The 20,368-nt window shown below is 72.2% G+C and carries 16 protein-coding genes; 8 read left to right on the top strand and 8 right to left on the bottom strand.

Annotated features, from left to right (window positions below):
* Positions 1–24 precede the first annotated feature (24 nt).
* A complete protein-coding gene (locus tag E0504_RS29705) occupies positions 25–756 on the bottom strand; it encodes a MerR family transcriptional regulator (protein WP_235014907.1) in 732 nt (243 codons plus the stop codon).
* Between E0504_RS29705 and E0504_RS29700 the strand changes: the two genes are divergently transcribed.
* The gene (locus E0504_RS29700) at positions 755–1,540 is read left to right on the top strand and encodes an SDR family oxidoreductase (RefSeq protein ID WP_112108898.1); all 786 of its coding nucleotides are present in this window, start codon (positions 755–757) and stop codon (positions 1,538–1,540) included. The two genes, E0504_RS29705 and E0504_RS29700, sit on opposite strands and share 2 nt — an antisense overlap.
* A 52-nt stretch (positions 1,541–1,592) precedes the next feature.
* On the opposite strand, the gene E0504_RS29695 is transcribed toward E0504_RS29700, so the two are convergent.
* Positions 1,593–2,216 carry a hypothetical protein gene (locus E0504_RS29695; RefSeq protein WP_235014906.1) on the bottom strand — a complete coding sequence of 208 codons (624 nt, stop codon included), beginning with the start codon at positions 2,214–2,216 and terminating at the stop codon, positions 1,593–1,595.
* Between the two features lie 144 nt (positions 2,217–2,360).
* On the opposite strand from E0504_RS29695, the gene E0504_RS29690 reads away from it, so the two are divergent.
* The 5 genes from E0504_RS29690 (at position 2,361) to E0504_RS29670 (ending at position 8,705) form a co-directional block, all read left to right on the top strand.
* Positions 2,361–3,050, top strand: a complete 690-nt coding sequence (locus E0504_RS29690; protein WP_131626238.1) for a response regulator transcription factor — start codon at positions 2,361–2,363, stop codon at positions 3,048–3,050.
* An 83-nt stretch (positions 3,051–3,133) separates the two neighbouring features.
* Entirely contained in the window at positions 3,134–4,570 is a 1,437-nt protein-coding gene (locus E0504_RS29685; RefSeq protein ID WP_131626237.1) for a HAMP domain-containing sensor histidine kinase, read from the top strand.
* A gap of 93 nt (positions 4,571–4,663) precedes the next feature.
* On the top strand, positions 4,664–6,292 hold the full coding sequence (locus tag E0504_RS29680; protein WP_131626236.1) for a cellulose binding domain-containing protein: 1,629 nt from the start codon (positions 4,664–4,666) through the stop codon (positions 6,290–6,292).
* A gap of 41 nt (positions 6,293–6,333) precedes the next feature.
* Positions 6,334–7,524 carry a glycoside hydrolase family 64 protein gene (locus E0504_RS29675; RefSeq protein ID WP_131626235.1) on the top strand — a complete coding sequence of 397 codons (1,191 nt, stop codon included), beginning with the start codon at positions 6,334–6,336 and terminating at the stop codon, positions 7,522–7,524.
* A gap of 116 nt (positions 7,525–7,640) precedes the next feature.
* Positions 7,641–8,705: a GTP-binding protein gene (locus E0504_RS29670; RefSeq protein ID WP_131626252.1), complete on the top strand. Its 1,065-nt coding sequence runs from the start codon at positions 7,641–7,643 to the stop codon at positions 8,703–8,705.
* Positions 8,706–8,745: 40 nt separating this feature from the next.
* On the opposite strand, the gene E0504_RS29665 is transcribed toward E0504_RS29670, so the two are convergent.
* From E0504_RS29665 to E0504_RS29655, 3 genes are read right to left on the bottom strand one after another with little or no spacing between them, the layout of a single operon-like run.
* Positions 8,746–9,666 carry an LLM class flavin-dependent oxidoreductase gene (locus tag E0504_RS29665; RefSeq protein ID WP_131626234.1) on the bottom strand — a complete coding sequence of 307 codons (921 nt, stop codon included), beginning with the start codon at positions 9,664–9,666 and terminating at the stop codon, positions 8,746–8,748.
* Positions 9,663–10,421 carry an EthD domain-containing protein gene (locus E0504_RS29660; protein WP_243657676.1) on the bottom strand — a complete coding sequence of 253 codons (759 nt, stop codon included), beginning with the start codon at positions 10,419–10,421 and terminating at the stop codon, positions 9,663–9,665. Before E0504_RS29660 ends, E0504_RS29665 begins: the two co-directional genes overlap by 4 nt.
* A 43-nt stretch (positions 10,422–10,464) precedes the next feature.
* The gene (locus tag E0504_RS29655; protein ID WP_207974608.1) at positions 10,465–14,346 is read right to left on the bottom strand and encodes a HAMP domain-containing protein; all 3,882 of its coding nucleotides are present in this window, start codon (positions 14,344–14,346) and stop codon (positions 10,465–10,467) included.
* A gap of 193 nt (positions 14,347–14,539) precedes the next feature.
* Between E0504_RS29655 and E0504_RS29650 the strand changes: the two genes are divergently transcribed.
* The gene (locus E0504_RS29650; protein WP_131626233.1) at positions 14,540–16,921 is read left to right on the top strand and encodes a SpoIIE family protein phosphatase; all 2,382 of its coding nucleotides are present in this window, start codon (positions 14,540–14,542) and stop codon (positions 16,919–16,921) included.
* Here E0504_RS29650 and E0504_RS54390 read toward each other — a convergent pair.
* Genes E0504_RS54390 through E0504_RS50575 form a run of 3 tightly spaced genes read right to left on the bottom strand, consistent with a single transcriptional unit; the run spans position 16,905 to position 18,897 of the window.
* Positions 16,905–17,018, bottom strand: coding sequence for a TetR family transcriptional regulator (locus tag E0504_RS54390; protein ID WP_373693954.1), 114 nt, complete (start codon positions 17,016–17,018; stop codon positions 16,905–16,907). The genes E0504_RS29650 and E0504_RS54390 overlap by 17 nt on opposite strands.
* Before the next feature lie 32 nt (positions 17,019–17,050).
* The gene (locus E0504_RS52365; RefSeq protein WP_306769278.1) at positions 17,051–18,544 is read right to left on the bottom strand and encodes a CATRA conflict system CASPASE/TPR repeat-associated protein; all 1,494 of its coding nucleotides are present in this window, start codon (positions 18,542–18,544) and stop codon (positions 17,051–17,053) included.
* A gap of 2 nt (positions 18,545–18,546) precedes the next feature.
* Positions 18,547–18,897, bottom strand: coding sequence for a CATRA system-associated protein (locus E0504_RS50575; RefSeq protein ID WP_157904315.1), 351 nt, complete (start codon positions 18,895–18,897; stop codon positions 18,547–18,549).
* A gap of 165 nt (positions 18,898–19,062) precedes the next feature.
* Between E0504_RS50575 and E0504_RS29640 the strand changes: the two genes are divergently transcribed.
* Positions 19,063–20,271: a TerD family protein gene (locus tag E0504_RS29640; RefSeq protein WP_165938648.1), complete on the top strand. Its 1,209-nt coding sequence runs from the start codon at positions 19,063–19,065 to the stop codon at positions 20,269–20,271.
* Positions 20,272–20,368 lie beyond the last annotated feature (97 nt).

The following is a 20,368-nucleotide window of genomic DNA, read 5'->3' as shown; positions in this document are numbered from 1 at the left end:
CCGCGGGCGGACATCCCGTCGTGGTCAGGACGGCGTGAGGCGGAAGATGGGCCAGCCGATCTCGGTGCGCCAGGACCGCGGCGCGGGATCGTCGCGTGGGCCGGTCAGGTAGGTCTCGTGGACGGGGCCGTCGACGGCGAGGGCGTGGTCGACCACCCAGGCGCCGAGCCGACCGTAGGTGACGTCGATGTCGTCGTGGGCGCCGTGGTGGACGGCGGTGGCCAGCTCGACGGCCGGCAGGGTCCGCGGGGTGACGCGGCCCCGCGCCGGTGGGTCGGCGGACGGCCGGTAGACCAGAACCGTGCCACGGCCGGCGGTGGACAGCTCGTTGTCGAAGCAGCCGCCGGGCGGGCCGAGCCGTTCGCGCCCGGCCAGGGCCGCGTCGAGCTCGGTCATCGCCTCGGCGTACCACGCCAGGACATCGTCGTGGTCGACGGTGCCGCTGATCGCGGCTACGGTCCGGGCCGGGACGGAACGCAGCCGTACCGCCAGCTCCGCGACGTCCGGCCGCAGCAGCTGGCGCAGTGAGGCGACGGCGGCCCGGGTGCGGTCGAGCTCGGCCTCCAGCCGCTGGAGATGTCCGGCGACCAGCTCGGCCCGCGCGCCCGGGTCCTCGTTGGCGAGGATCCGGGCGACGTCGGCCAGCGGCATGTCCAGCTCCCGCAGCCGGTGGATCACCTGGGCGGACGGGATCTGCTCGACGGTGGCCGCATGACGAATCAGATCGGAGCAGATCGGAGCAGGGTGGGCCGCCATGACCATCAGTGACCGGCTCGACGGCCGCCGCGCGCTGGTCACCGGAGCCAGCAGGGGCACCGGCGCCGCCATCGCCGACCGGCTCCGCGAGGCCGGCGCGATCGTGCTGGCCACCGCCCGCACCCGCCCGTCCGGCCAGGCCGGGCCGGACCTGTTCATCCCCGCCGACCTCACCACCGCCGAGGGCGTCGCCGCCGTCGTCGACCAGGTGCGGAACCGGTTCGGCACGCTGGACATCGTCGTGCACACCCTCGGCGGATCACAGGCCCCACCTGGTGGTTTCGCCGCCCTCACCGACCAGCACCGGGACCACGAGCTGCGTCTCAACCTGCTCGCCGCCGTCCGGCTGGATCGTGCCCTGCTGCCGGCGATGATCGACGCCGGCGGCGGGGCGGTGGTGCACGTGTCGTCCATCCAACGGCGAATGCCCCTGTACGAGGCGACCCTCGGCTACGCGGCGGCCAAGGCCGCGCTCACCACCTACAGCAAGGGCCTGGCCAACGAGGTCGGTCCGCGTGGCGTTCGGGTGAACGTCGTGTCCCCCGGCTTCATCCAGACCGCCGGCGCCGACGGTCTGATCGATCGCATCGCAGCGAGCCAGGCCATCTCCCGCGGGCAGGCGCTGGAGCAGGTCATGGATTCCCTCGGCGGCATCCCACTCGGCCGCCCCGCGCAGCCCACCGAGGTCGCCGAACTCGTTGCCTTCCTCGTGTCCGACCGTGCGGCCGCCATCACCGGCGCCGAGCACACCGTCGACGGCGGCACCGTGCCGACCGTCGGCTGATCATCCGCCCGGCCTGGCCCGCGGCACCCCGCGCCGCGGGCCAGGCCGGGGTTCAGGTGATCTGGACGCTGGGTGGATGTCCGTTCCAGGTGACGAAGCACGAGGACGTCCTGCCGTCGCGGCTGAAGTCGACCCGCAGCCATCCCTCGGCCTGCCACGCCTGCACCTTCCAGCCGACGTCCGGCGTCGCGGACACCAGGCGGGCCGAGACGTCGGTGGTCTCGATCACCACTCGTCCGCCGTCAAGCTGGTAGCTCTGCGCGGTGGCTGTGGCGGTGCCGGCCGGTGCGGGGGCCGCGGGCGGCGGCGCGGCCACGGGGCCGGTTGACGGCGACGCTGCGGCCGGGGCCGGGAGGGCCGTTGCCCGCGGTCGCGGCGTCGGCGGGGCGGATGCGCTGGGCAGCGCGGTCGACGACAGGGTGGACGTCGCCGACGGCACCGCCGTCCCAGCGGGCACCGCCGTCCCGGACTGCGCCACCGTCGCGGACGGCGACAGCCCCGGGGGCGGGTTGACCGACGGGAGCGGCGGGACGTCCGGCGGGTCGATGGCGACGGCTGACGACGGCGTGGCGAAGGTGTCGCCCGCGAGTACCCCGTTGACGGCGAACCAGGACAGGGTGACGGCCAGCGCGGTCGCGACCACCCAGGCGGCCAGGCGGAGCAGAGTCCAAGCCATAGCGGTGCGATATTGCCACATTCGCCCTGTTCAGGTATCGACGCATCGTCAGCTACCGACACGTCGTCAGCTACCGACACGTCGTACCGCCGCCGCCCGAGAGGAGCCACGCCGATGACTCCGCAGGCGACCGGGTAGCCGGGCGTGGCGACGATCCTGGTTGTCGAGGACGACCCGTACGTGCGTGCCGCGCTGGTGCGGCACCTGTCCAGCGCCGGGCACGCGGTGCGCAGCGTCGGCGCGGCGCTCGACGCGCTGCGCGAGGTGACGCAGGTCGGCTGCGACCTCGTCGTGCTCGACCTGGGCCTGCCCGATCTGGACGGCGCGGCCGCACTGCGGATGCTGCGCGGCGTCAGCGACGTCCCGGTGGTGGTCGCGACGGCCCGCGGGGACGAGCCGGCGATGGTCCGGCTGCTGCGCAGCGGTGCCGACGACTACCTGGTGAAACCGTTCTCGCCGGAGCATCTCGACGCGCGCGTCACCGCCGTGCTGCGCCGCACGAGTCCGGCCGCCGCCACCGGCCGGGTACCGGCGTTCCGGGTGGGTGAGCTGGTGGTCGACCCCCGGCAACGCACGGCGGTGCTTGACGGGCGGGATCTCGACCTCACCCGGCGCGAGTTCGACCTGCTGGCCTACCTGGCCGCCCGCCCCGGCGACGTGGTGCCGCGCCGGGAGCTGCTGGCCGCCGTGTGGCAGCAGGCGTACGGCGGCGACCAGACGATCGACGTCCATCTGTCGTGGCTGCGCCGCAAGCTCGGGGAGACCGCCGCCCGGCCGAAGTACCTCCACACGGTGCGTGGCGTCGGGGTCAAGCTCGAGGCGCCTCGGCCGTGAGTCGGCCGACGGCACGATGCGGGCTCGGCAATGGCCAGGCGAGGGCGAGATGAGGGCACGGTGAGGGCACGGGTGAGAGCGCGATGAGGTGGGCGCTCGCCAAGGTGTCGATCGCGGTGACCACGATGGTGGCGCTGGCCTTCCTCGTCCCGCTGGTGCTGACGGTCCAGCGGACGGCGCACGACCGGGCGTTCACCGACGCCGAGCGCCAGGCCGCCGAGCTCGGGCCGGCGCTGGCGATCACCACTGACCAGGCGGCGCTGGGCCGGGCCCTCGCCAGCACGCGCGGCGGGGCGGAAGGACTGGTCGCGGTGCACGTGCCGGCACCCGCCCAGCCTTCGGCGCTGGTTGCCGTCGGGCGGTCGCGGGCCGGGGCGGCGGAGCTGGCCGCGGTGGCGGGTGCCGGTAGTTCCTCGGTGGTGGCGGTGCCGGGCGGATCCGTCCTGCTGCGGCCGGTCGCGGTCGCCGACGCGCGGATCGCGGTGATCGAGGTGTTCGTGCCCGAGGCCGAGCTCGGCCGGGGCGTGGCGAGGGCGTGCCTGGTCCTCGGGGGTGTCGCCGCGGCGCTGGTGCTGGCCTCGGTGCTGGTCGCGGACCGGCTGGGCACCCGCATCGTGCGGTCGGCGCGCGGGCTCGCCTGCGCCGCCCGGGAACTGGGCTCGGGTGACCTGACCGCCCGCGCACCGACGTCCGACCGGGCGGCTCCCGCCGAGCTGCACGAGGCTGCCGTCGCCTTCAACGCGATGGCGGACCGGGTGCGCCAGCTGCTCGCGGCCGAGCGGGAACGGGCCGCCGACCTGTCCCACCGGCTGCGCACCCCGCTGACCGTGCTGCGGCTCAACACGGCCGCCCTCGGCGGCGGCAGTGGCGGTAGCGGCGACGCCGCTGCCGCCGCGGCGGCGGAGGCGACCCGGCACGCGGTGGCGCAGCTCGAGCACGAGGTCGACTACGTCATCCGCGCCGCCCGGGCGCTCGGTGACGAGCAGGTGGCGGCGCAGCGCTGCGACGCGGCCGACGTCGTGCGCGACCGCGCCGACTTCTGGTCCGCGCTGGCCGAGGACCAGGGGCGCGGGTGGGCGGTGTCCGGCGTCGATCGGCCGGCGCCGGTGCCGGTGGCGCGCGCCGAGCTGGCGACCGCGCTGGACGCGTTGCTCGGCAACGTGTTCCGGCACACCGCCGAGGGTGTGGCGTTCGCGGTCGAGCTGCGGCTGACCGACCACGCCGTCTGGGTGCGCGTGCTCGACGCCGGCCCGGGGGTCGTCGACCCCGCGGCGGCGCTGCGCCGGGGCGGCGGGGCCGGGGGCGCGGGCTCGACCGGGCTGGGGCTGGACATCGCCCGGCGGGTGGCCGAGTCGACCGGCGGTGAGCTGACGATCGGCCGGTCCCAGCTCGGTGGCGCCGAGGTGCGGATGCGCCTGCGCACGTCGTCCACCCGCCCGCCGGACGGCCGTGGACGCCGCCTGCGCCACCGCCGTGGCTTCCGGGCCCGCAATCGGGGTGCATCCCTAAGCGGGTCTTAAGAGCGTTTCTGCGCTGCCTCAGCAGGGCCGGTCGGCGGCGCGCCCGCAACTAGCGTCCTGCCGCAATTCGCCATTGCGGGAGGTATGTACGCCATGTCGCCTTTGCGAGGTCGGCACCGACGCCGTCGTCGTCAGATCATTTCGGGTACCGCGGCCCTGCTCACCCTTGGCGGTGCGGTCGGCCTGGCCGTGGTGGTGCCCGGCACAGCGGACGCCGCCGGCCTCGACGCCGCGTACAGCCGCACCAGCGACTGGGGCACCGGCTACTCCGCCCAGTATCAGGTCACCAACTCCGCGGACTCGCCGGACGGCTTCACTCTCGAGTTCGACCTGCCGGACGGCGCGACCCTCACCTCGCTGTGGAACGCCGCCTACCAGGTGGACGGCCGGCACGTGACCGTCACCCCGCCGGCCTGGCAGACCACACTCGCGCCACGGGAGTCGGTCGACGTCGGCTTCGTCATCGCCGCTCCGGGCGGCGCCACCGACCCCCTCGGATGCCGGATCAACGGCGAGGACTGCACGCCCGGCTCCGGCAACGGCGACCCGGGCCCGGAGCCCGCGCCCTCGGCCACCGGGCCGGCCGCACCGTCGTCCCCGCCGCCGAACGCGTCGCCGACCGACCCGGCCACGCCACCCGACACGGCGCCGCGGCCCACCGCGGGCCCGGGCGGCCCGGGCACCGGCCAGCCGGGCGGCGCTCCGACGAGCACCCCGAGCATGCCGCCCGTTTCGACCGCCGCGCCGCCGGCACCGCCGTCCCCATCGGCACCGCCGTCGAACGGCTCCGGCGGCTCCGGCGGCTCGGGCGGGTTCGCGCCGTACGTCGACACCTCGCTGTACCCGCCGTTCGACCTGGTCGCGGCGGCGCGGACCGCCGGCCTGCGTGACGTCACGCTGGCCTTCGTCGTGGCCGGTGGAGGCGGCTGTACGCCGAAGTGGGGCGGGGTCAGCGACCTCACCATGGACGGCGTGCCCGGCCAGATCGGCCGGTTCCGTGAGCTGGGCGGCGACGTCCGGGTGTCGTTCGGCGGGGCGTCCGGCACCGAGCTCGCCAGTGCCTGCGGCAGCGCGGGCGACCTCGCGGCCGCGTACCGCAAGGTGGTCGACGTCTACGGGGTGACCCGCCTCGACTTCGACGTCGAGGGCGGCGCATTGCCGGACGCCGCCGCGAACACCCGGCGCGCCCAGGCGATCGCCCGGCTTCAGCAGGAGGCCGCGGCCGGGGGCCGGCCGCTGGAGGTCTCGTTCACGCTGCCGGTGCTGCCGTCCGGCCTGACCCAGGCCGGCGTGGACCTGCTGGCCAACGCCCGGGAGAACGGCGTGACGGTGAACGCCGTCAACATCATGGCGATGGACTACGGCGACGGCGCCGCGCCGAACCCGGCGGGCCGGATGGGCCAGTACGCCATCGACGCCGCCACCGCGACCCAGGCCCAGGTCAAGGGCGTGTTCGAGCTGTCCGACGCGCAGGCGTGGAGGCGGGTGGCCGTCACCCCGATGATCGGTGTGAACGACGTCGCCAGCGAGGTGTTCACCCTGGCCGACGCGCGGCAGCTGGTGCGGTTCGCGTCCCAGGTCGACCTCGCCTGGCTGTCGATGTGGTCGCTGACCCGCGACCAGCCCTGCCCCGGCGGGCCGGTGCCGTACGCGCAGCCGACCTGCGGCGGCATCGAGGCGCAGCCGTTCGATTTCACCCGCGCCTTCAACGCCGCCCGGTGAGAAGCCGCCCGGTGAGAAGCCGCCCAGTGAAGGGGACCGCCATGCCGAACCGCCGCACGTTCCTGTTGGCGGCCTCCGCCGCCGTCGCGGGTACCGCCGGAGGCGCCGCGTGGGCCGCCGCCGGCAGCCGGGAGCACGCCGCGCTCGCCGCCGGCGCGGGCCTGCCGCTGACCGTGGTCAACCACACCTACCGGTACGCCAACAACCAGATCTGGCTCTACGTCGTCGGCACCGACCTGATCACCGGCCGCCAGGTGTACGCCCGCCGGGACGGCGGCCTCGCCCAGGTCTCGCTCGCGGACAACGGACCGGACGGTTTCGCCGACCTCTCCATCCCCCTGGTAGCGGACGGCGACACGCAGTTCGTCGTCCCGAACGGGATGTCCGGACGGATCTACGTGTCGACCGGTTCGAAGCTGCGCTTCAAGGTCGTGGTCGACGGCGCGGGCAACGCGGCGCTCCAGCACCCGGCCGGCTGGGTGCGCGCCGACCCCAGCTTCGGCGTGGTGCACGACTTCGTCGAGTTCACCCACAACGACGCCGGCATGTTCTGCAACACCACGGCGGTCGACATGTTCAGCGTGCCGATGGCCATCGGGCTGCGCGGCAGCGCCGACCAGACGACCGGACGGCTGGCGCCGGGCGGCCGGGCCGCCGTCTTCGACGCGATGCGGGCACACCCGGTGTTCGCCCCGCTGGTCGTCGACGACGCCGGCGGGGAGGGCACCCGGGTGATCGCGCCGGGCCACGGCCTGGAGGCCGGCATCTTCCCCGCCACCTACTTCGACGGCTACATCGACGCGGTGTGGAACCAGTACACGTCGCGCCAGCTCACGGTGGACGTCGGGACGGGCACCCGGGTCGGCACGGTGAACGGCGGCCTGCTGCGCTTCGACGGCGGGGTCGCGCCGTTCGTCCGGCCGAGCACCCGCGACGTCCTGTTCTGCGACGGCGCGCTCGCGGCGCCGAACGACGGCGTCACCGGGCCGGTGGCCGCCGTACTGGGAGCCGGCTTCAACCGTTCGACGCTGCTCACCCAGCCAGCCCAGCCGGCGACCGAACCCGCGGGCTTCTACCGCGACCCGACGACCAACCACTACGCCCGGGTCCTGCACGAGCACAGCGCGGACGGCCGAGCGTACGGATTCGCCTTCGACGACGTCGCCGGCTTCGCCTCCTACATCCAGGACACCGCGCCGACGTCCGCCACCCTGTGGCTCACGCCCTTCTGACCGCCGACGGCCGTCGCCGGCAGCCCGGGTGGACGGTCCTCGTAGCCTGAGTCCGGAAATCCGTGGGACCAGTCGATACGGATGGCTGGCCGCGGCGCGGGAGGAGGCGGGTGGGAATGGTCGTGCGGGTGCCCGTGATCGCGCTGACCGGATACCTGGGTGCCGGCAAGACGACGGTGCTCAACCACCTGCTCCAGGCCCCTGGGGCACGCCTTGGGGTCGTGGTCAACGACTTCGGGGCGATCAACGTGGACGCCGCGCTGGTCTCCGGTCAGGTGGACCAGCCGGCCTCGATCGCGGGCGGCTGCCTGTGCTGCCTGCCGGACACGGACGGCCTGGACCAGGCGCTGGAGAAGCTGAGCCATCCCCGGCTGCGGCTGGACGCGGTGATCGTGGAGGCCAGCGGCGTCGCCGACCCGCCGGCGCTGGCCAGGCTCATCCGGTTCAGCGGTGTGGACCGCGTGCGCCCCGGCGGTCTCGTCGACGTGATCGACGCCCCCGCCTACTTCGACACCGTCGACACGGGCGGGCTGCCGCCGGCCCGGTTCGCGTCCGCCTCGCTCGTCGTCATCAACAAGACCGACCGGATCCCGCCGGCGCGGCGTGCCGAGACGTTGGCGCGGATCACCGGCCGGGTGCGCGAGAGCAACCCGCACGCCCACGTCGTCGACACGACGCACGGCCGCGTCGACCCGGTGCTCGTGTTCGACGCCGCGAACCCGTACGACCCGGTCGACGAGCTCCCGCTCGCGGCCCTGGCCCGGCACGACCACGACCACGACCACGAGGACGGTCACGACCCGCACCCGCGGGTCGACGCGGTGACCGTTCCCGCCGCCGGTCCGATCGATCCCGGCCCGCTGGTCGACCTGCTCGAGGATCCCCCCGCGAACGTCTACCGACTCAAGGGCACCGTGACCGTGGAGACGGCGCGGGGACCGCGCGGCTATGTGGTCAACGTCGTCGGACGGGAGATCAATGTCGCGACCAGACCCGGCGCTGTCAGGCCCGGCGCTGTCAGGCCCGCGGCGGACGATGCCAGCGGTCTGGTCGCGATCGGCATGCGTCTCGACCAGGCCGCCGTCCGCGCCCGTCTCGAGGCGGCCCTCCAGCCGTGCCCTGGTCGCCCCGCCGCGGACGGGGTCCGCCGCCTCGCCCGCTACCGGCGCCTGAGCACCTGAGCACCTGGGCGGGCCGCTCCCTGGGATGTCCCAGGGCGTCCTATGAGAAGGCCTTCACCTGTGGAAGTACCTCCCCAGCCAGCATGCTCACCTGCTCGAGGTAGCCCTCGCCCTGATCGGCCGGCGCCAGGACGAGCTCGGTGCAGCCGGCCGCCCAGTAGCGGTGCAGCTGCTCGACGACCTCGCCCGGCCGGCCGGCGGCGAACAGCCGCGCCGGGAACCCGGCCTCGGAGTCGGTGATCTTCGCCCACGCGGCCGCGGCGCTCACGGCGGCACCACCCGACGGATCCACGTGTACCGGGACGAGCATTCCAGTCGTGAAAGGGACCTCGACCCGCCCCAGCTTCTCCCGATGCTCAAGCAGAAAGGCCCGGCGCCGCGCGAAGCTGTCGGGGGCGAGGAGATAACCGATCCAGCCGTCTCCGTACGTCGCCGCCCGACGCAGCGACACCTCTTTCCAGCCCGCGAGGAGGAACGGGACGTCCGGCGCGCCCGGCGCGATTGTCACGTCCGGACGCTGCGCGCCCGATCTCAGCAGCGACTGCACCTGGCCGAGAACCGACTCCATGCGACGTCCGCGCTCCGGCAGCGCGACACCCGCCACCTCGAACTCGCCGGGGTATTCGCCCCCTACGCCGACTCCGACGCGCAGGCGGCCCGGAGCGAACGCCGCCAGTGTTCCGAGCTGTTTCGCCAGGGCCACGGGATTCCGCAGGCCCATGAGCATCACGCACGGCCCGAACGAGACCCGCTCGGTCCGCGCCGCCACGACGGAAAGGGTGACGACCGACTCCAGCATCGGATGCGGGTGCAGCAGGTGGTCGCCGATGTAGACGCCGTCGAAACCGGCCGCCTCCGCCCGCCGGGCCGCCTCGACCACCCGCGCGGTGTCGACCGCGCCCGTGCCCGGGTTCGCCACCGTGGGAAGCATCAGCCCCACCGCCGGGCCGGTGGTCGTCACCGGCTCACCGGCCGTTGCCGAGCAGCGGTGGGAGTGGGCGAGCCGAGGGCCGGGCTACGCGGCGGATCGGGCCACAGGACCTCCTCGCGGACCGCGACGAACCAGGACTCCCGGACCAGGTCGTCCTCGTTCCCGGCAAGGTTCTCCGCGAACCACGCGATCCGCGCGCGCAGGTCGTCGAGATTGTCGAAATAGACCTCGTTCACGGCGTCGTACGGCCAGTCGCCCACGTCCCGCGGCAACGGATGGTTCTGCATATATGCCTGCCCGCGGGCCACCGGGGGAATCGGCACCGCCCCGACCAGGCCCGCGCGATTCCGCCAACGGTCGAAGAACTCCGCCTGGGTGAGGCCCGCCGCGCGCGTCGCGAGAGCCATGTGCTTCAGGCTCTCACCACCGTCCCGCCACCGCCGCGAAAGCCATTCCTCACCGCGCATCACGTGCTCGCTGGCCACCACAATTCCGCTGGCATCCCGTTCAACCGCGCGGCCGAGCAGTTCGTCGACCACTGCGCCCTCCGGTGACGCCAGCCATGACTCGAACCGCTTCAGGTGCTCCTCGTCGTCGAACCACTCCTGGCCGACGGCGTGATGACGCGGTTCGGGCGTGACCTCGTCCAGCACGATTCCCGCGGTTACCCGGGAGGGCCGGACGTCCGGCGGTGCGGCCGTGGCGGCACCCATGGCGGCGCGCCAGGCGGGCACGAAGTCGTCCGGTGCGCACCCCCGGGTGACCAGTAATATCCGCTTGATCATTACTCTCCTATAGCTGGCCAACCGAGCCGCGGGATCGACCACTTCACCCGGCACCCAGCCCTCCTGCCCGCCGCCCGCCGACGCCCGAACCGGTGACCAGCCTCGTTCGGATGCAGGCGAGGAGCTCGTCGACGTCGACGGGCTTGGTGATGTAGTCGGTCGCGCCGGCGTCGAGGCACTTCTGCCGGTCGTCGGGCATGGCCTTCGCGGTGACGGCGATGATCGGCAGATCCGCGATCCGCGGCATGGTGCGGATCGCGGTCATGGTCGTGTAGCCGTCCATCTCGGGCATCATGATGTCCATCAGGACCAGGTCGATGCTCGGATCGGACTGCAGCATCTCGATGCCCCGGCGACCGTTCTCGGCGTGGATCACGTTCAGCCCGTAGAGCTCGAGGATGCTGGTGATGGCGAAGACGTTGCGCACGTCGTCATCCACCACCAGCACCGTGCGCCCGGTCAGCTGGTCGTTGTTGTAGGCCGCCTGCCGCGGCGGACGCCGGTCGTCCGCGGGCGACGCAGGGGCGGCGAGGGCGGACGGCGCGCCGACGGGGCGCGGGTCGCCTGACGAAGGCTCGGTGTCACTCAGGGCCTGCGTGCGGCGGGGCCGAGGAACCATCTCGGGCTCAGTCGGCGGCGGGGGAGCCAGCGGCAGCCGCAGGCTGAAGGTGCTGCCCCTGCCGAACTCGCTGCGGGCCTCGATCTCGCCGCCGAGGAGGGCGGCGACCTCACGGCAGATGGACAGGCCGAGGCCGGTGCCGCCGTAGCGGCGGCTGGTGGTGCCGTCGCCCTGCTGGAACGCCCCGAAGATGCGTTCGAGGTTCTCCTCGGCGATACCGACGCCGGTATCGGTGACCTTGAAGGTGACGCCGGGGGTGGCCGGTGACGGGTCGCCGCCCGGGGTGGTGACGATGGCGAGTTCGACGCTGCCGCGCTCGGTGAACTTCACCGCGTTGGAGAGCAGGTTGCGCAGCACCTGCGCGAGGCGGTGCTGATCGGTGAGGAGATCGGCCGGTATGCCGGGGGCGAGATCCACGGTGAACCGCAGGCCCTTCTCCGCGGTGATCGGCGAGAAGGTGCTCTTCATGTCCTCGGCGAGATCACGCAGAACGACCCGTTCCAGGTGGATGTCCATCTTCCCGGCCTCGACCTTGGAGAGGTCGAGAATATCGTTGATCAGCTGAAGGAGATCCGAGCCGGCGGTGTGGATGACGTGGGCGTACTCCACCTGCTTGGCGGTGAGGTTGCGGCTCGGGTTCTGCGCCAGCAGGCGGGCGAGAATCAGCAGGCTGTTCAGTGGTGTGCGCAGCTCGTGCGACATGTTCGCCAGGAACTCGGACTTGTACTTGGAGGCGAGCGCCAGCTGCCGGGCGCGTTCCTCCAGCTCCTGGCGGGCCCGTTCGATCTCGGCGTTCTTGACCTCGATGTCGTGGTTCTGTCTGGCCAGCAGGGTGGCCTTCTCCTCCAGCTCCGCGTTGGAGAGCTGGAGGTCTTCCTGGCGGGACTGCAGCTCCTCGGACCGGGCCTGCAGCTCGCCCGCGAGCCGCTGGGACTCCTCGAGCAGCGCGTCCGTCCGCGAGTTCGCGATGATCGTGTTGACGTTGACGCCGATCGTCTCCGTCAGCTGGTTCAGCAGGTCGAGGTGGACCTGGGTGAACGGGGTGAAGGAGGCGAGCTCGACGACGCCGAGCACCTGGTCCTCGAACAGGATCGGCAGCACGATCAGCGTCACCGGGGTCGCCTCGCCGAGGCTGGAGGCGATCTTCAGGTAGTCGGCGGGGGTGCGGGCCACGATGGACCGTTTCGTCCGCGCCGCCTGCCCGACGAGCGACTGGCCGAACTCGAACCTGCGCGGCATGTCGGGGGTGGGCCGGTACCCGTAGCTCGCGATGAGGGTGAGCGCCGGGGCGTCCACGCCGGCGTCGGCGAGGAAGAAGGTGCCGTGCTGCGCGTCGAGCATCGGGGTCAGCTCGTCGATGACCAGCTGCGCGACGGTCTCCAGCTCGCGGTGGCCCTGCATGAGTCCGGCGATGTGGGCGAGGCTGGTCTTCAGCCAGTCCTGTTCGTGGTTGGCGCGGGTGGTCTCGCGCAGGGAGCGGACCATCGCGTTGATGTTGTCCTTGAGCTCGGCGACCTCGCCCTGTGCGTCGACCGTGATCGACCTGGTCAGGTCGCCGGTGGCGACCGCGCTGGTGACGGCGGCGATGGCCCGGACCTGGCGGGTGAGGTTCCCGGCGAGCTCGTTGACGTTCTCGGTCAGGCGCTTCCAGGTGCCGGAGAGTCCCTCGACCTCCGCCTGGCCGCCGAGGCGGCCGTCGGTGCCGACCTCGCGGGCGACCCGGGTGACCTCGTCCGCGAACGAGGAGAGCTGGTCCACCATCGTATTGATGGTCGTTTTCAGTTCGAGGATCTCACCGCGGGCGTCGACGTCGATCTTCCTGGTCAGGTCACCGCGGGCGACGGCCGTGGTGACCTGGGCGATGTTGCGCACCTGGCTGGTGAGGTTGTTCGCCATGAAGTTGACGTTGTCGGTCAGGTCCTTCCAGGTGCCGGAGACGCCCTTGACGCTCGCCTGGCCGCCGAGGCGGCCGTCGGTGCCGACCTCGCGGGCGACCCGGGTGACCTCGTCCGCGAAGGCGCCGAGGGTGTCGACCATGGTGTTGATGGTGGAGGCGAGCGCCGCGACCTCACCCTTCGCCTCCACCGTGATCTTCTGCGAGAGATCACCCCGGGCGACGCCGGTGGCCACCTGGGCGATGGAGCGCACCTGGGCGGTCAGGTTCGAGGCCATCACGTTCACGTTGTCGGTCAGGTCCTTCCAGGTCCCCGACACACCGCGGACGTTGGCCTGGCCGCCGAGATTGCCCTGGGTGCCGACCTCGCGGGCCACCCGCGTCACCTCGTCCGCGAAACCCGAAAGCTGATCGACCATCGTGTTGATGGTCTCCTTCAGCTCCAGGATCTCGCCCCGGGCATCGACGCGGATCTTCTGGGAGAGGTCACCCCGCGCGACCGCCGTCGTCACCTGCGCGATGGAACGCACCTGGTCGGTGAGGTTCCCCGCCATGACGTTGACGGATTCGGTGAGGTCGCGCCAGGTACCCGACACACCTTTGACGTCCGCCTGACCACCGAGACGACCGTCGGTGCCGACCTCCCGGGCAACCCGCGTCACCTCGTCCGCGAAACCCGAAAGCTGATCGACCATCGTGTTGATGGTCTCCTTCAGCTCCAGGATCTCGCCCCGGGCATCGACGCGGATCTTCTGGGAGAGGTCACCCCGCGCGACCGCCGTCGCGACCTGGGCGATGGAACGCACCTGGCTGGTGAGGTTCCCCGCCATGACGTTGACGGATTCGGTGAGGTCGCGCCAGGTACCCGACACACCTTTGACGTCCGCCTGACCACCGAGACGACCGTCGGTGCCGACCTCCCGGGCAACCCGCGTCACCTCGTCCGCGAAACCCGAAAGCTGATCGACCATCGTGTTGATGGTGTTCTTGAGCTCCAGGATCTCACCCCGGGCCTGCACGGTGATCTTCTGGGAGAGGTCGCCCTCCGCGACCGCCGTCGCGACCTGCGCGATGTCACGGACCTGGCCGGTCAGGTTTCCGGCCATCGCGTTGACGTTGTCGGTGAGGTCCTTCCAGGAGCCGGAGACGCCCGGCACCTCGGCCTGCCCGCCGAGCTTTCCCTCGGTGCCGACCTCCCGGGCCACCCGCGTCACCTCGGAGGTGAACAGCGCGAGCTGGTCGATCATCCCGTTGAAGACGGTGGCGATCTCGTCCATCAGCTCGTCGCCGACGCGCGGCAGCCGGGTTCCGAAATCCCCACCCCGCACGGCGGTGAGACCGGCGAGCAACTGACGCAGCGCCGGGTCGTCCAGCTGGGCCGGGGTCTGGTTACGCGCCGTTACCTCAGTCACCGTGTCGTCCTCCAGCCCGGTCGTGCGGCCGCTGTGCCAAGCGGCGCGAGAAGCGGCATGAGAGATGTCCCGATCCTCGCGGATGTCCCGCAGTAGAGTAGACGGATTAAGTCTCACTTCTCGGTCACATACCGCTGCCTGGTCAGACCGCCACTCCCCGAAACCCCACTACCCGGAGCGGACGAGGAGAGGTGTGTCCCGGGCGTCGCAGAGTAGCGCCGACCCCCGCGACCACACCGCGACGGGGCTACTCCATGTGATCGCCCGTCAGCAGCGGGAGCTGGCGGAGCTCCGGGCGCGGTCCGCCGCCGACGCTCTGATCGACATGGCCGTCGGGGTCCTGGCCGAACGGCTGCGCTGCTCGGTCACCGAGGCCGGTGACCAGCTGCGCCGTCTCGCATCCGCCTCCGGGGTCACCCCGGACGAGTTCGCCGCCGAGGTGCTCGGCGGGACCACCAGAACACTCCATCGACCCCCGCTCGACGACGGCGCCCGGCGCCGCCTGTGGCTGGCCGAGGCCGCGGTCAGCCACGCCACCGATGGCTGCCCGGTCGCCGAGGCCGTGTTCACCGAGGTCCTGGCCCATCAGGGTGCCGTCGCCGTGGCCTTCTGGATGCTGGAATCCGATGGCGCGCTCACCCTGGTGGGCGAGACCGGCCTGGGGCCGCTCGAGGCGAGCCGGTGGCAACGCATCCCGCCGCAGCTGGACTGCGTGGCGATGCGCGCGGCCCGCGGCGCCACGCCGCAGTGGTGGCCCGAGGGCTCACCGCCCGAGGCGAACGATCCGACCGACGTCCCGACCGACATCCCGGCGGGCGGCCGGGCGGGCGTCGGCTCGGTGCCGCGGGTGGGTCCCTGGCTCGGGGCGCGGGCGGCGCTGCCGTTCCTGCAGGCAGGCGCCGTCGTGGGCGCCATGGAGATCTGCTGGCCCGCCCCGCTCGCGGAGTTCACCGCCGGGCTCCGACGCGAGCTCGTCGCGCTCGCGGACCTGTGCCTGCGCGGCCTGCACCCGGGCGGATTCTCCGCCGACACCCGCTCGGCGCAGCCACAGACCCTCGGCGGGCGAACGGCCTGGCTGCCCGCCCTCCTCGACGCCGTCGCCGGGTCGGTGCTGCTGGCCCACGCGGTGCGCGCCGAGGACGGCGAGATCCTCGACTTCCACGTCGACCACGTGAACGAGGGCTTCGTCGACCCGGCCGGCAGGCACCCGGCCCAGCTGCGTGGCCGGCGCCTGCTCGACCTCTACCCGCTCATGGCCGCCGACGCCGGCCTGCTCGAGCGGGCCGTGGCGGTCGTGCGTACCGGCGAGCAGTACCAGGCCGACGGCATCGCCCTGCTCGTCCTGGTCGACGACGTGCTCGTCGCCGAGGAGCTCGACGTCCGCATCGCCCCCTTCCTCGACGGAGTCGTGATCAGTTGGCGGCCGGTCGGCGGCGGTGGCGCGGGCGGTTCCCTGGCCGGCCACCTGCAACGCCTCGGCCGGTTCGGCGGCTGGCAGGAGGACGTCCGCACCGGGGCCGTGCGCTGGACCGACCACGTCTACGAGCTCTTCCAGCGTGACCGCACGATGTCACCCGTCCCGCTCGACGACCTCGATCCGCACATCCACCCGGACGACCGGGCGACCGTGGACCACCTGCGTGACGCGCTGTTACGGCTCGGCCGGGCCGCCTCGGGATCGTTCCGGGTCATCGGCAGCGACGGGACGCTGCGCCAGCTCCGCGCCTTCGCCGAGCCGGTGACCGACGCCGCCGGCGTGACGGTCGCCGTCCGCGGCATCTACCAGGACCTGACCAGCCACTACCGCACGCAGGTCGTCCTTGACGCCACCCGGGACCAGCTCGCCGATTCGGAGGCGCGGGCCGACGGCCAGCATCAGCTCGCGCTCGCCCTGCAGCGGGCGATCCTGCCCAGCTCCGAGGAGCCCGTCGACCTCGGCGGCCTCGCGGTCGCCGTCCGCTACCGCCCCGCCGAGCAGGAGCACCTTGTCGGTGGCGACTGGTATGACGCGGTCACCCTGCCGACCGGCGAGGTCCTGCTCGTCGTCGGTGACGTCGCCGGGCACAGCATCAGGACCGTGGCCGGCATGGTGACCCTGCGCAACAGCCTGCGCGGCCTCGCGGTCACCGGCGCCGGCCCCGGGCAGCTGCTGCGCTGGCTCAACAACGTCACCTACCACCTCGCCGACAACATCACCGCCACCGTCATCTGTGGCCTTTATCGTCCCGCCGAGCGTGCGCTGCGCTGGGCCCGCGCCGGGCATCTGCCGCCCGTGCTCGTCCGGGACGGCTCCGCCCACGCCCTTCCGATGCCCGACGGGCTCCTGCTCGGCGTCGAACCCGATGTCGACTACCAGGAAACCGTCCACGTCCTTGAGCCGGACGACGTCCTGCTTCTCTTCACCGACGGCCTCATCGAACGCCGCGGAACCGGGCTGGACGAATCCCTCCACGCGCTGCTGCGGATCGCGGCCGCACCGGGCTTCGACGTCTCGCACCGGGCCGATCACCTGCTCGCGCACACCACCCCGGACACCGACGACGACACCTGCCTCATCGTCATCCGACAGTCCTGAACAGGCGCGATACGCTGTCACCCACCTCAACCAGGCCGTTTTTGCTGCCGAAGTAGTGGTAGATCTGCGCCTTGTCGCTGCCGGCCTCGGCCGCGATCCGGGAGACGCCTTCCGGGACAGGCGCCGAGGTCAGCGCAGCCCGTGCCGACGGGCCAGCCGGACGAAGACGTCGTTGTACCCGTACTCCCGCAGCGCGGCCTCCAGCGTGCTGCGGTACGGCCGGTCGACCGCGCCGTTGCCGAGCTCCCGGAGCATCTCGGTCCACCATTCCAGCGGAGTCGCACCGCCCTGGACGAACTGGCGCGCGCGGGGCAGACCGATCTCCTCGAGCAGCTGAGACGCCCGTACCCCGGCGCCGAAGGCCGCCGCGAGCTCCGCGCGCAGTTGGGTCATCTCCTCCGGATCGAGTTGGATGTCCGGTGCCGGCCGGACGTGCTCGGCAGACCGGACGTGCCGGGTCGACCGGGCCGCGAGGGCCAGGACCGCCTCGACGCGCGTGCCCGCCGCGCCGAGGAAGACCAGGTCGTCGTCGAGCTGGTCGACCACGTGCTCCACCAGCCGCCGGTCAGTGGCGAACGGGTCGCCGTCGCGAGGCACGGTCCCATCGGCCGCCAGGATCGCCGCCATGTTGGCCCCGGAGATCTTCACGCTGTGCCGCATCTCCGTCATCCTCGTGGTGACGGTCGTCAGGTCCACCTGGTCGACGTGAAGCTGTTGCACACAGGCGGCGACGCGGTCCGGGAACGGGACCGGGTCGCGCAGGAACTCCCGCAGCCGTGCTCCCCGTTCGTCGAGCCGGTCGCGCAGGCCGTGGACCGCGTCCCCGCCGTCCCGAACACGCCACTGGTAGCGGACCTTCGCCGCCCCGGCCAGATAGCGTTGGAAAGCGGGCGCGGCGGCGTCCCGGCGGTTCCACGTCCAGGCGACCAGTTCTCCGTCCCGTGAGCCCGGAACCAGGACAAGCAGCCTCCGCTCGATCTGGTCGTCCGCCGGAGCGGCCGGTTCCCACACTGCGAACCCCAGGCCGGTGGTGGCACCGCGTTCCTCCCATCCGGGCGCCTGGTGCCACCCGGACCAGGCGTTGGCGCAGGTGCGGGCGAGCTCGGGGGCCGCGGTCACCACCGCCCGCGGACCCGCCTCCGAGCGGCCGAGATGCCCCTGGTAGAGACGCACGGCGCCGACCAGCGAGGCGGGCGGCTCATCCGCCACGCCGCTCCACTGGTCCTCCGGCGCGGACCAGTCGAGGGCACCGTCGTCCACCGCCGGGGCGAGCATCACGGACAGACAGAGCAGGTCATGGTCCCGCCGGAACAGCGCCTGGTGCGTCCCGTCGCCCAGGTTGAGCTGGGCGGCGAGCAGACCTCGGGAAGGCAGGTCGCCAACCGAACCCGGCAGGTCGGCGGGCACTCCCAACCGGTCGAGAGCCGATCCCATCTTCAGAGTGCGGCGGCACGCCGACCAGACGTCCCGGAGAAACCCGTACGCGTCCGCCGCTTCGGGCCCATCCACCGGAGCAAACAGGTGGACAACGAGTTCGGCCCCCCAGAGCTCGTGCGCCGCTGGTTCAGGCCCGGCACCCGCGGTCCGGCCGGCCGGTGGAACCGACCCCGAGCGTCCGGCCACCCTCAGTGGCCGGTGTCGGCCGGGGCCGGGATCTCCGACGACCCGGGGCGCCGACGGTTCCCGGGGCCGACGGCGTCGCGGCCCGACACCTCGGTGAGAACATGAATCATTCTGTTCACCCGTTCCCGGACCGGTGGCGTCATGGGAACAAGCGGCTCCTCGCCGAGCCGGCTGGCGCGCTTGCGCACCGCGAGATCCAGCCGCAGCACGGCATTGTCGAATTCGCCACTGTCCGCCGCGGACCATGCGGTTTCCAGATTATCGACGAGAACACCGAACCGTTCCCAGGCTCGCGGCGCGAGTCGGGCCGCGAGAGCCCTGCGCAGCGGCACCAACCCCGCGTCAGCGTTCACCGTCGGCATCTCAGCACCGCCTTCCACACGGCAAGCCTACCCAGATACTCGTCCCGGCCCGGCCGGCTGTCACCATGGCGGTACCCGCGTAACCAGTTCGGCGGACCGGGCACACCCCGGACCGGTCCGGGGTTACCATCACAGCGACTCAGGAGAGTACTGCTCGTGTCGCTGACGATGCTCCCCCAGATCGCGCTCCGCCCGCGGCGGATCCACGTGGTTCTGAACTGGGTGAAAACCCCTACCACACCCCAGCTCGACCTCATCCTCGTGCTCCCCGCGAACAATGCCGGGGTGGCGGGGTCCGCGCGCGCGATTCAGTTCGCCGATCCTACGGATCCCACTGATTCCAGCGCGGCGGTACGGCATCTGGGCAGGACGGACGCGGCGGTGTCCACCGACCGGGCCCAGGTCGACCTGAACGCCGTCCCCCCGCGGTACGACCAGATCCTGATGGCCCTGTCGGCCACGGGCGGCCGCGTGGTCGACGCGGCCGAAACACGGCTGCGCCTGATCGACGCGGAAGACAACACGGAGATACTCCGGATCGATCTCGCCCCGGGCCCGGCGGACCTCGTCCACATACCCGGCGAGCTGTACCGGCGTGCGGACGGCTGGTACTACCGGGCGGTCGGATTCGGATTCACGGACGGGCTGACCGGTCTGAGCTTCCGCTTCGCGGTCCCGATCAACGACATACTGCGGCGTCAGCAGGTTCCTGCCACCGATGTGGCACCGGACGCGGCCGAGGGCAAGGAAGAGAGCAGGTCGGAGAAGGCCGAACGACGCGCCTCCTCCGCTCGTGCGGTAACTCCACTCGGGGACGTGAAGCTGCTGCCCGGCGCGTCCGCGACCATCAAAAGGCCCCAGCACGAGATCACAGCGGAGCTGACCTGGCGACGCAAGGACAAGGACCTCGACCTCTACGCGCTCTACATCGACAGCGACGGTCGCGAGGGTGTCTGTTACTACCGTGACCAGGGCTCCCTCAAGCGGCCGCCGCACATCTGCCTGACGACCGGAGACCGCCATCGGGGCCGGGAGGCGATCGTGATCGCCCGGCCGAGCGCCTTCCGACACATCCTCATCTGCGCGTACTCGGCGGTCGAGAACGGCATCGGGTCGTTCCGTGGATTCCGGGCGGTCGTGGAGGTCGACGACCATGCCGGTTCGGTGATACAAACACCTCTGTACCACCGGAACAGCTTCTCCTACTGGGTTGCGATAGCGCGCATCGACCTCACCGCCGAGGAGGAGGCCGTCATCGAACACGTGGAGACATACTCGCGTCCCCGCAGCGAGCGACGACCGGTCCTCCGTGGTGACGGAACCTTCGTCATGGACGCAGGGCGAGTGGAGTTCAAGGCACGTTGAGAGACGGCTGGCAGGTTTCCCCCCGGCACCGGTCAGCCCTGCGCCACAGGCTCGGCACCAGCTGTGCTTATATCTGCTAGAGGGTGTCTGAAAAGGG

The organism is Parafrankia sp. BMG5.11 (assembly GCF_004337455.1).
This window is presented reverse-complemented; position numbering and strand designations above follow the sequence as displayed.

Excerpts from the sequence above, each read along its gene's own strand:
- E0504_RS29695 (WP_235014906.1), bottom strand. The coding sequence starts at position 2,216 with ATGGCTTGGACTCTGCTCCGCCTGGCCGCCTGGGTGGTCGCGACCGCG.
- E0504_RS29705 (WP_235014907.1), bottom strand. The coding sequence starts at position 756 with ATGGCGGCCCACCCTGCTCCGATCTGCTCCGATCTGATTCGTCATGCG.
- E0504_RS29700 (WP_112108898.1), top strand. The coding sequence starts at position 755 with ATGACCATCAGTGACCGGCTCGACGGCCGCCGCGCGCTGGTCACCGGA.
- E0504_RS29675 (WP_131626235.1), top strand. The coding sequence starts at position 6,334 with ATGCCGAACCGCCGCACGTTCCTGTTGGCGGCCTCCGCCGCCGTCGCG.
- E0504_RS29685 (WP_131626237.1), top strand. The coding sequence starts at position 3,134 with ATGAGGTGGGCGCTCGCCAAGGTGTCGATCGCGGTGACCACGATGGTG.
- E0504_RS29660 (WP_243657676.1), bottom strand. The coding sequence starts at position 10,421 with ATGATCAAGCGGATATTACTGGTCACCCGGGGGTGCGCACCGGACGAC.
- E0504_RS29670 (WP_131626252.1), top strand. The coding sequence starts at position 7,641 with ATGGTCGTGCGGGTGCCCGTGATCGCGCTGACCGGATACCTGGGTGCC.
- E0504_RS29680 (WP_131626236.1), top strand. The coding sequence starts at position 4,664 with ATGTCGCCTTTGCGAGGTCGGCACCGACGCCGTCGTCGTCAGATCATT.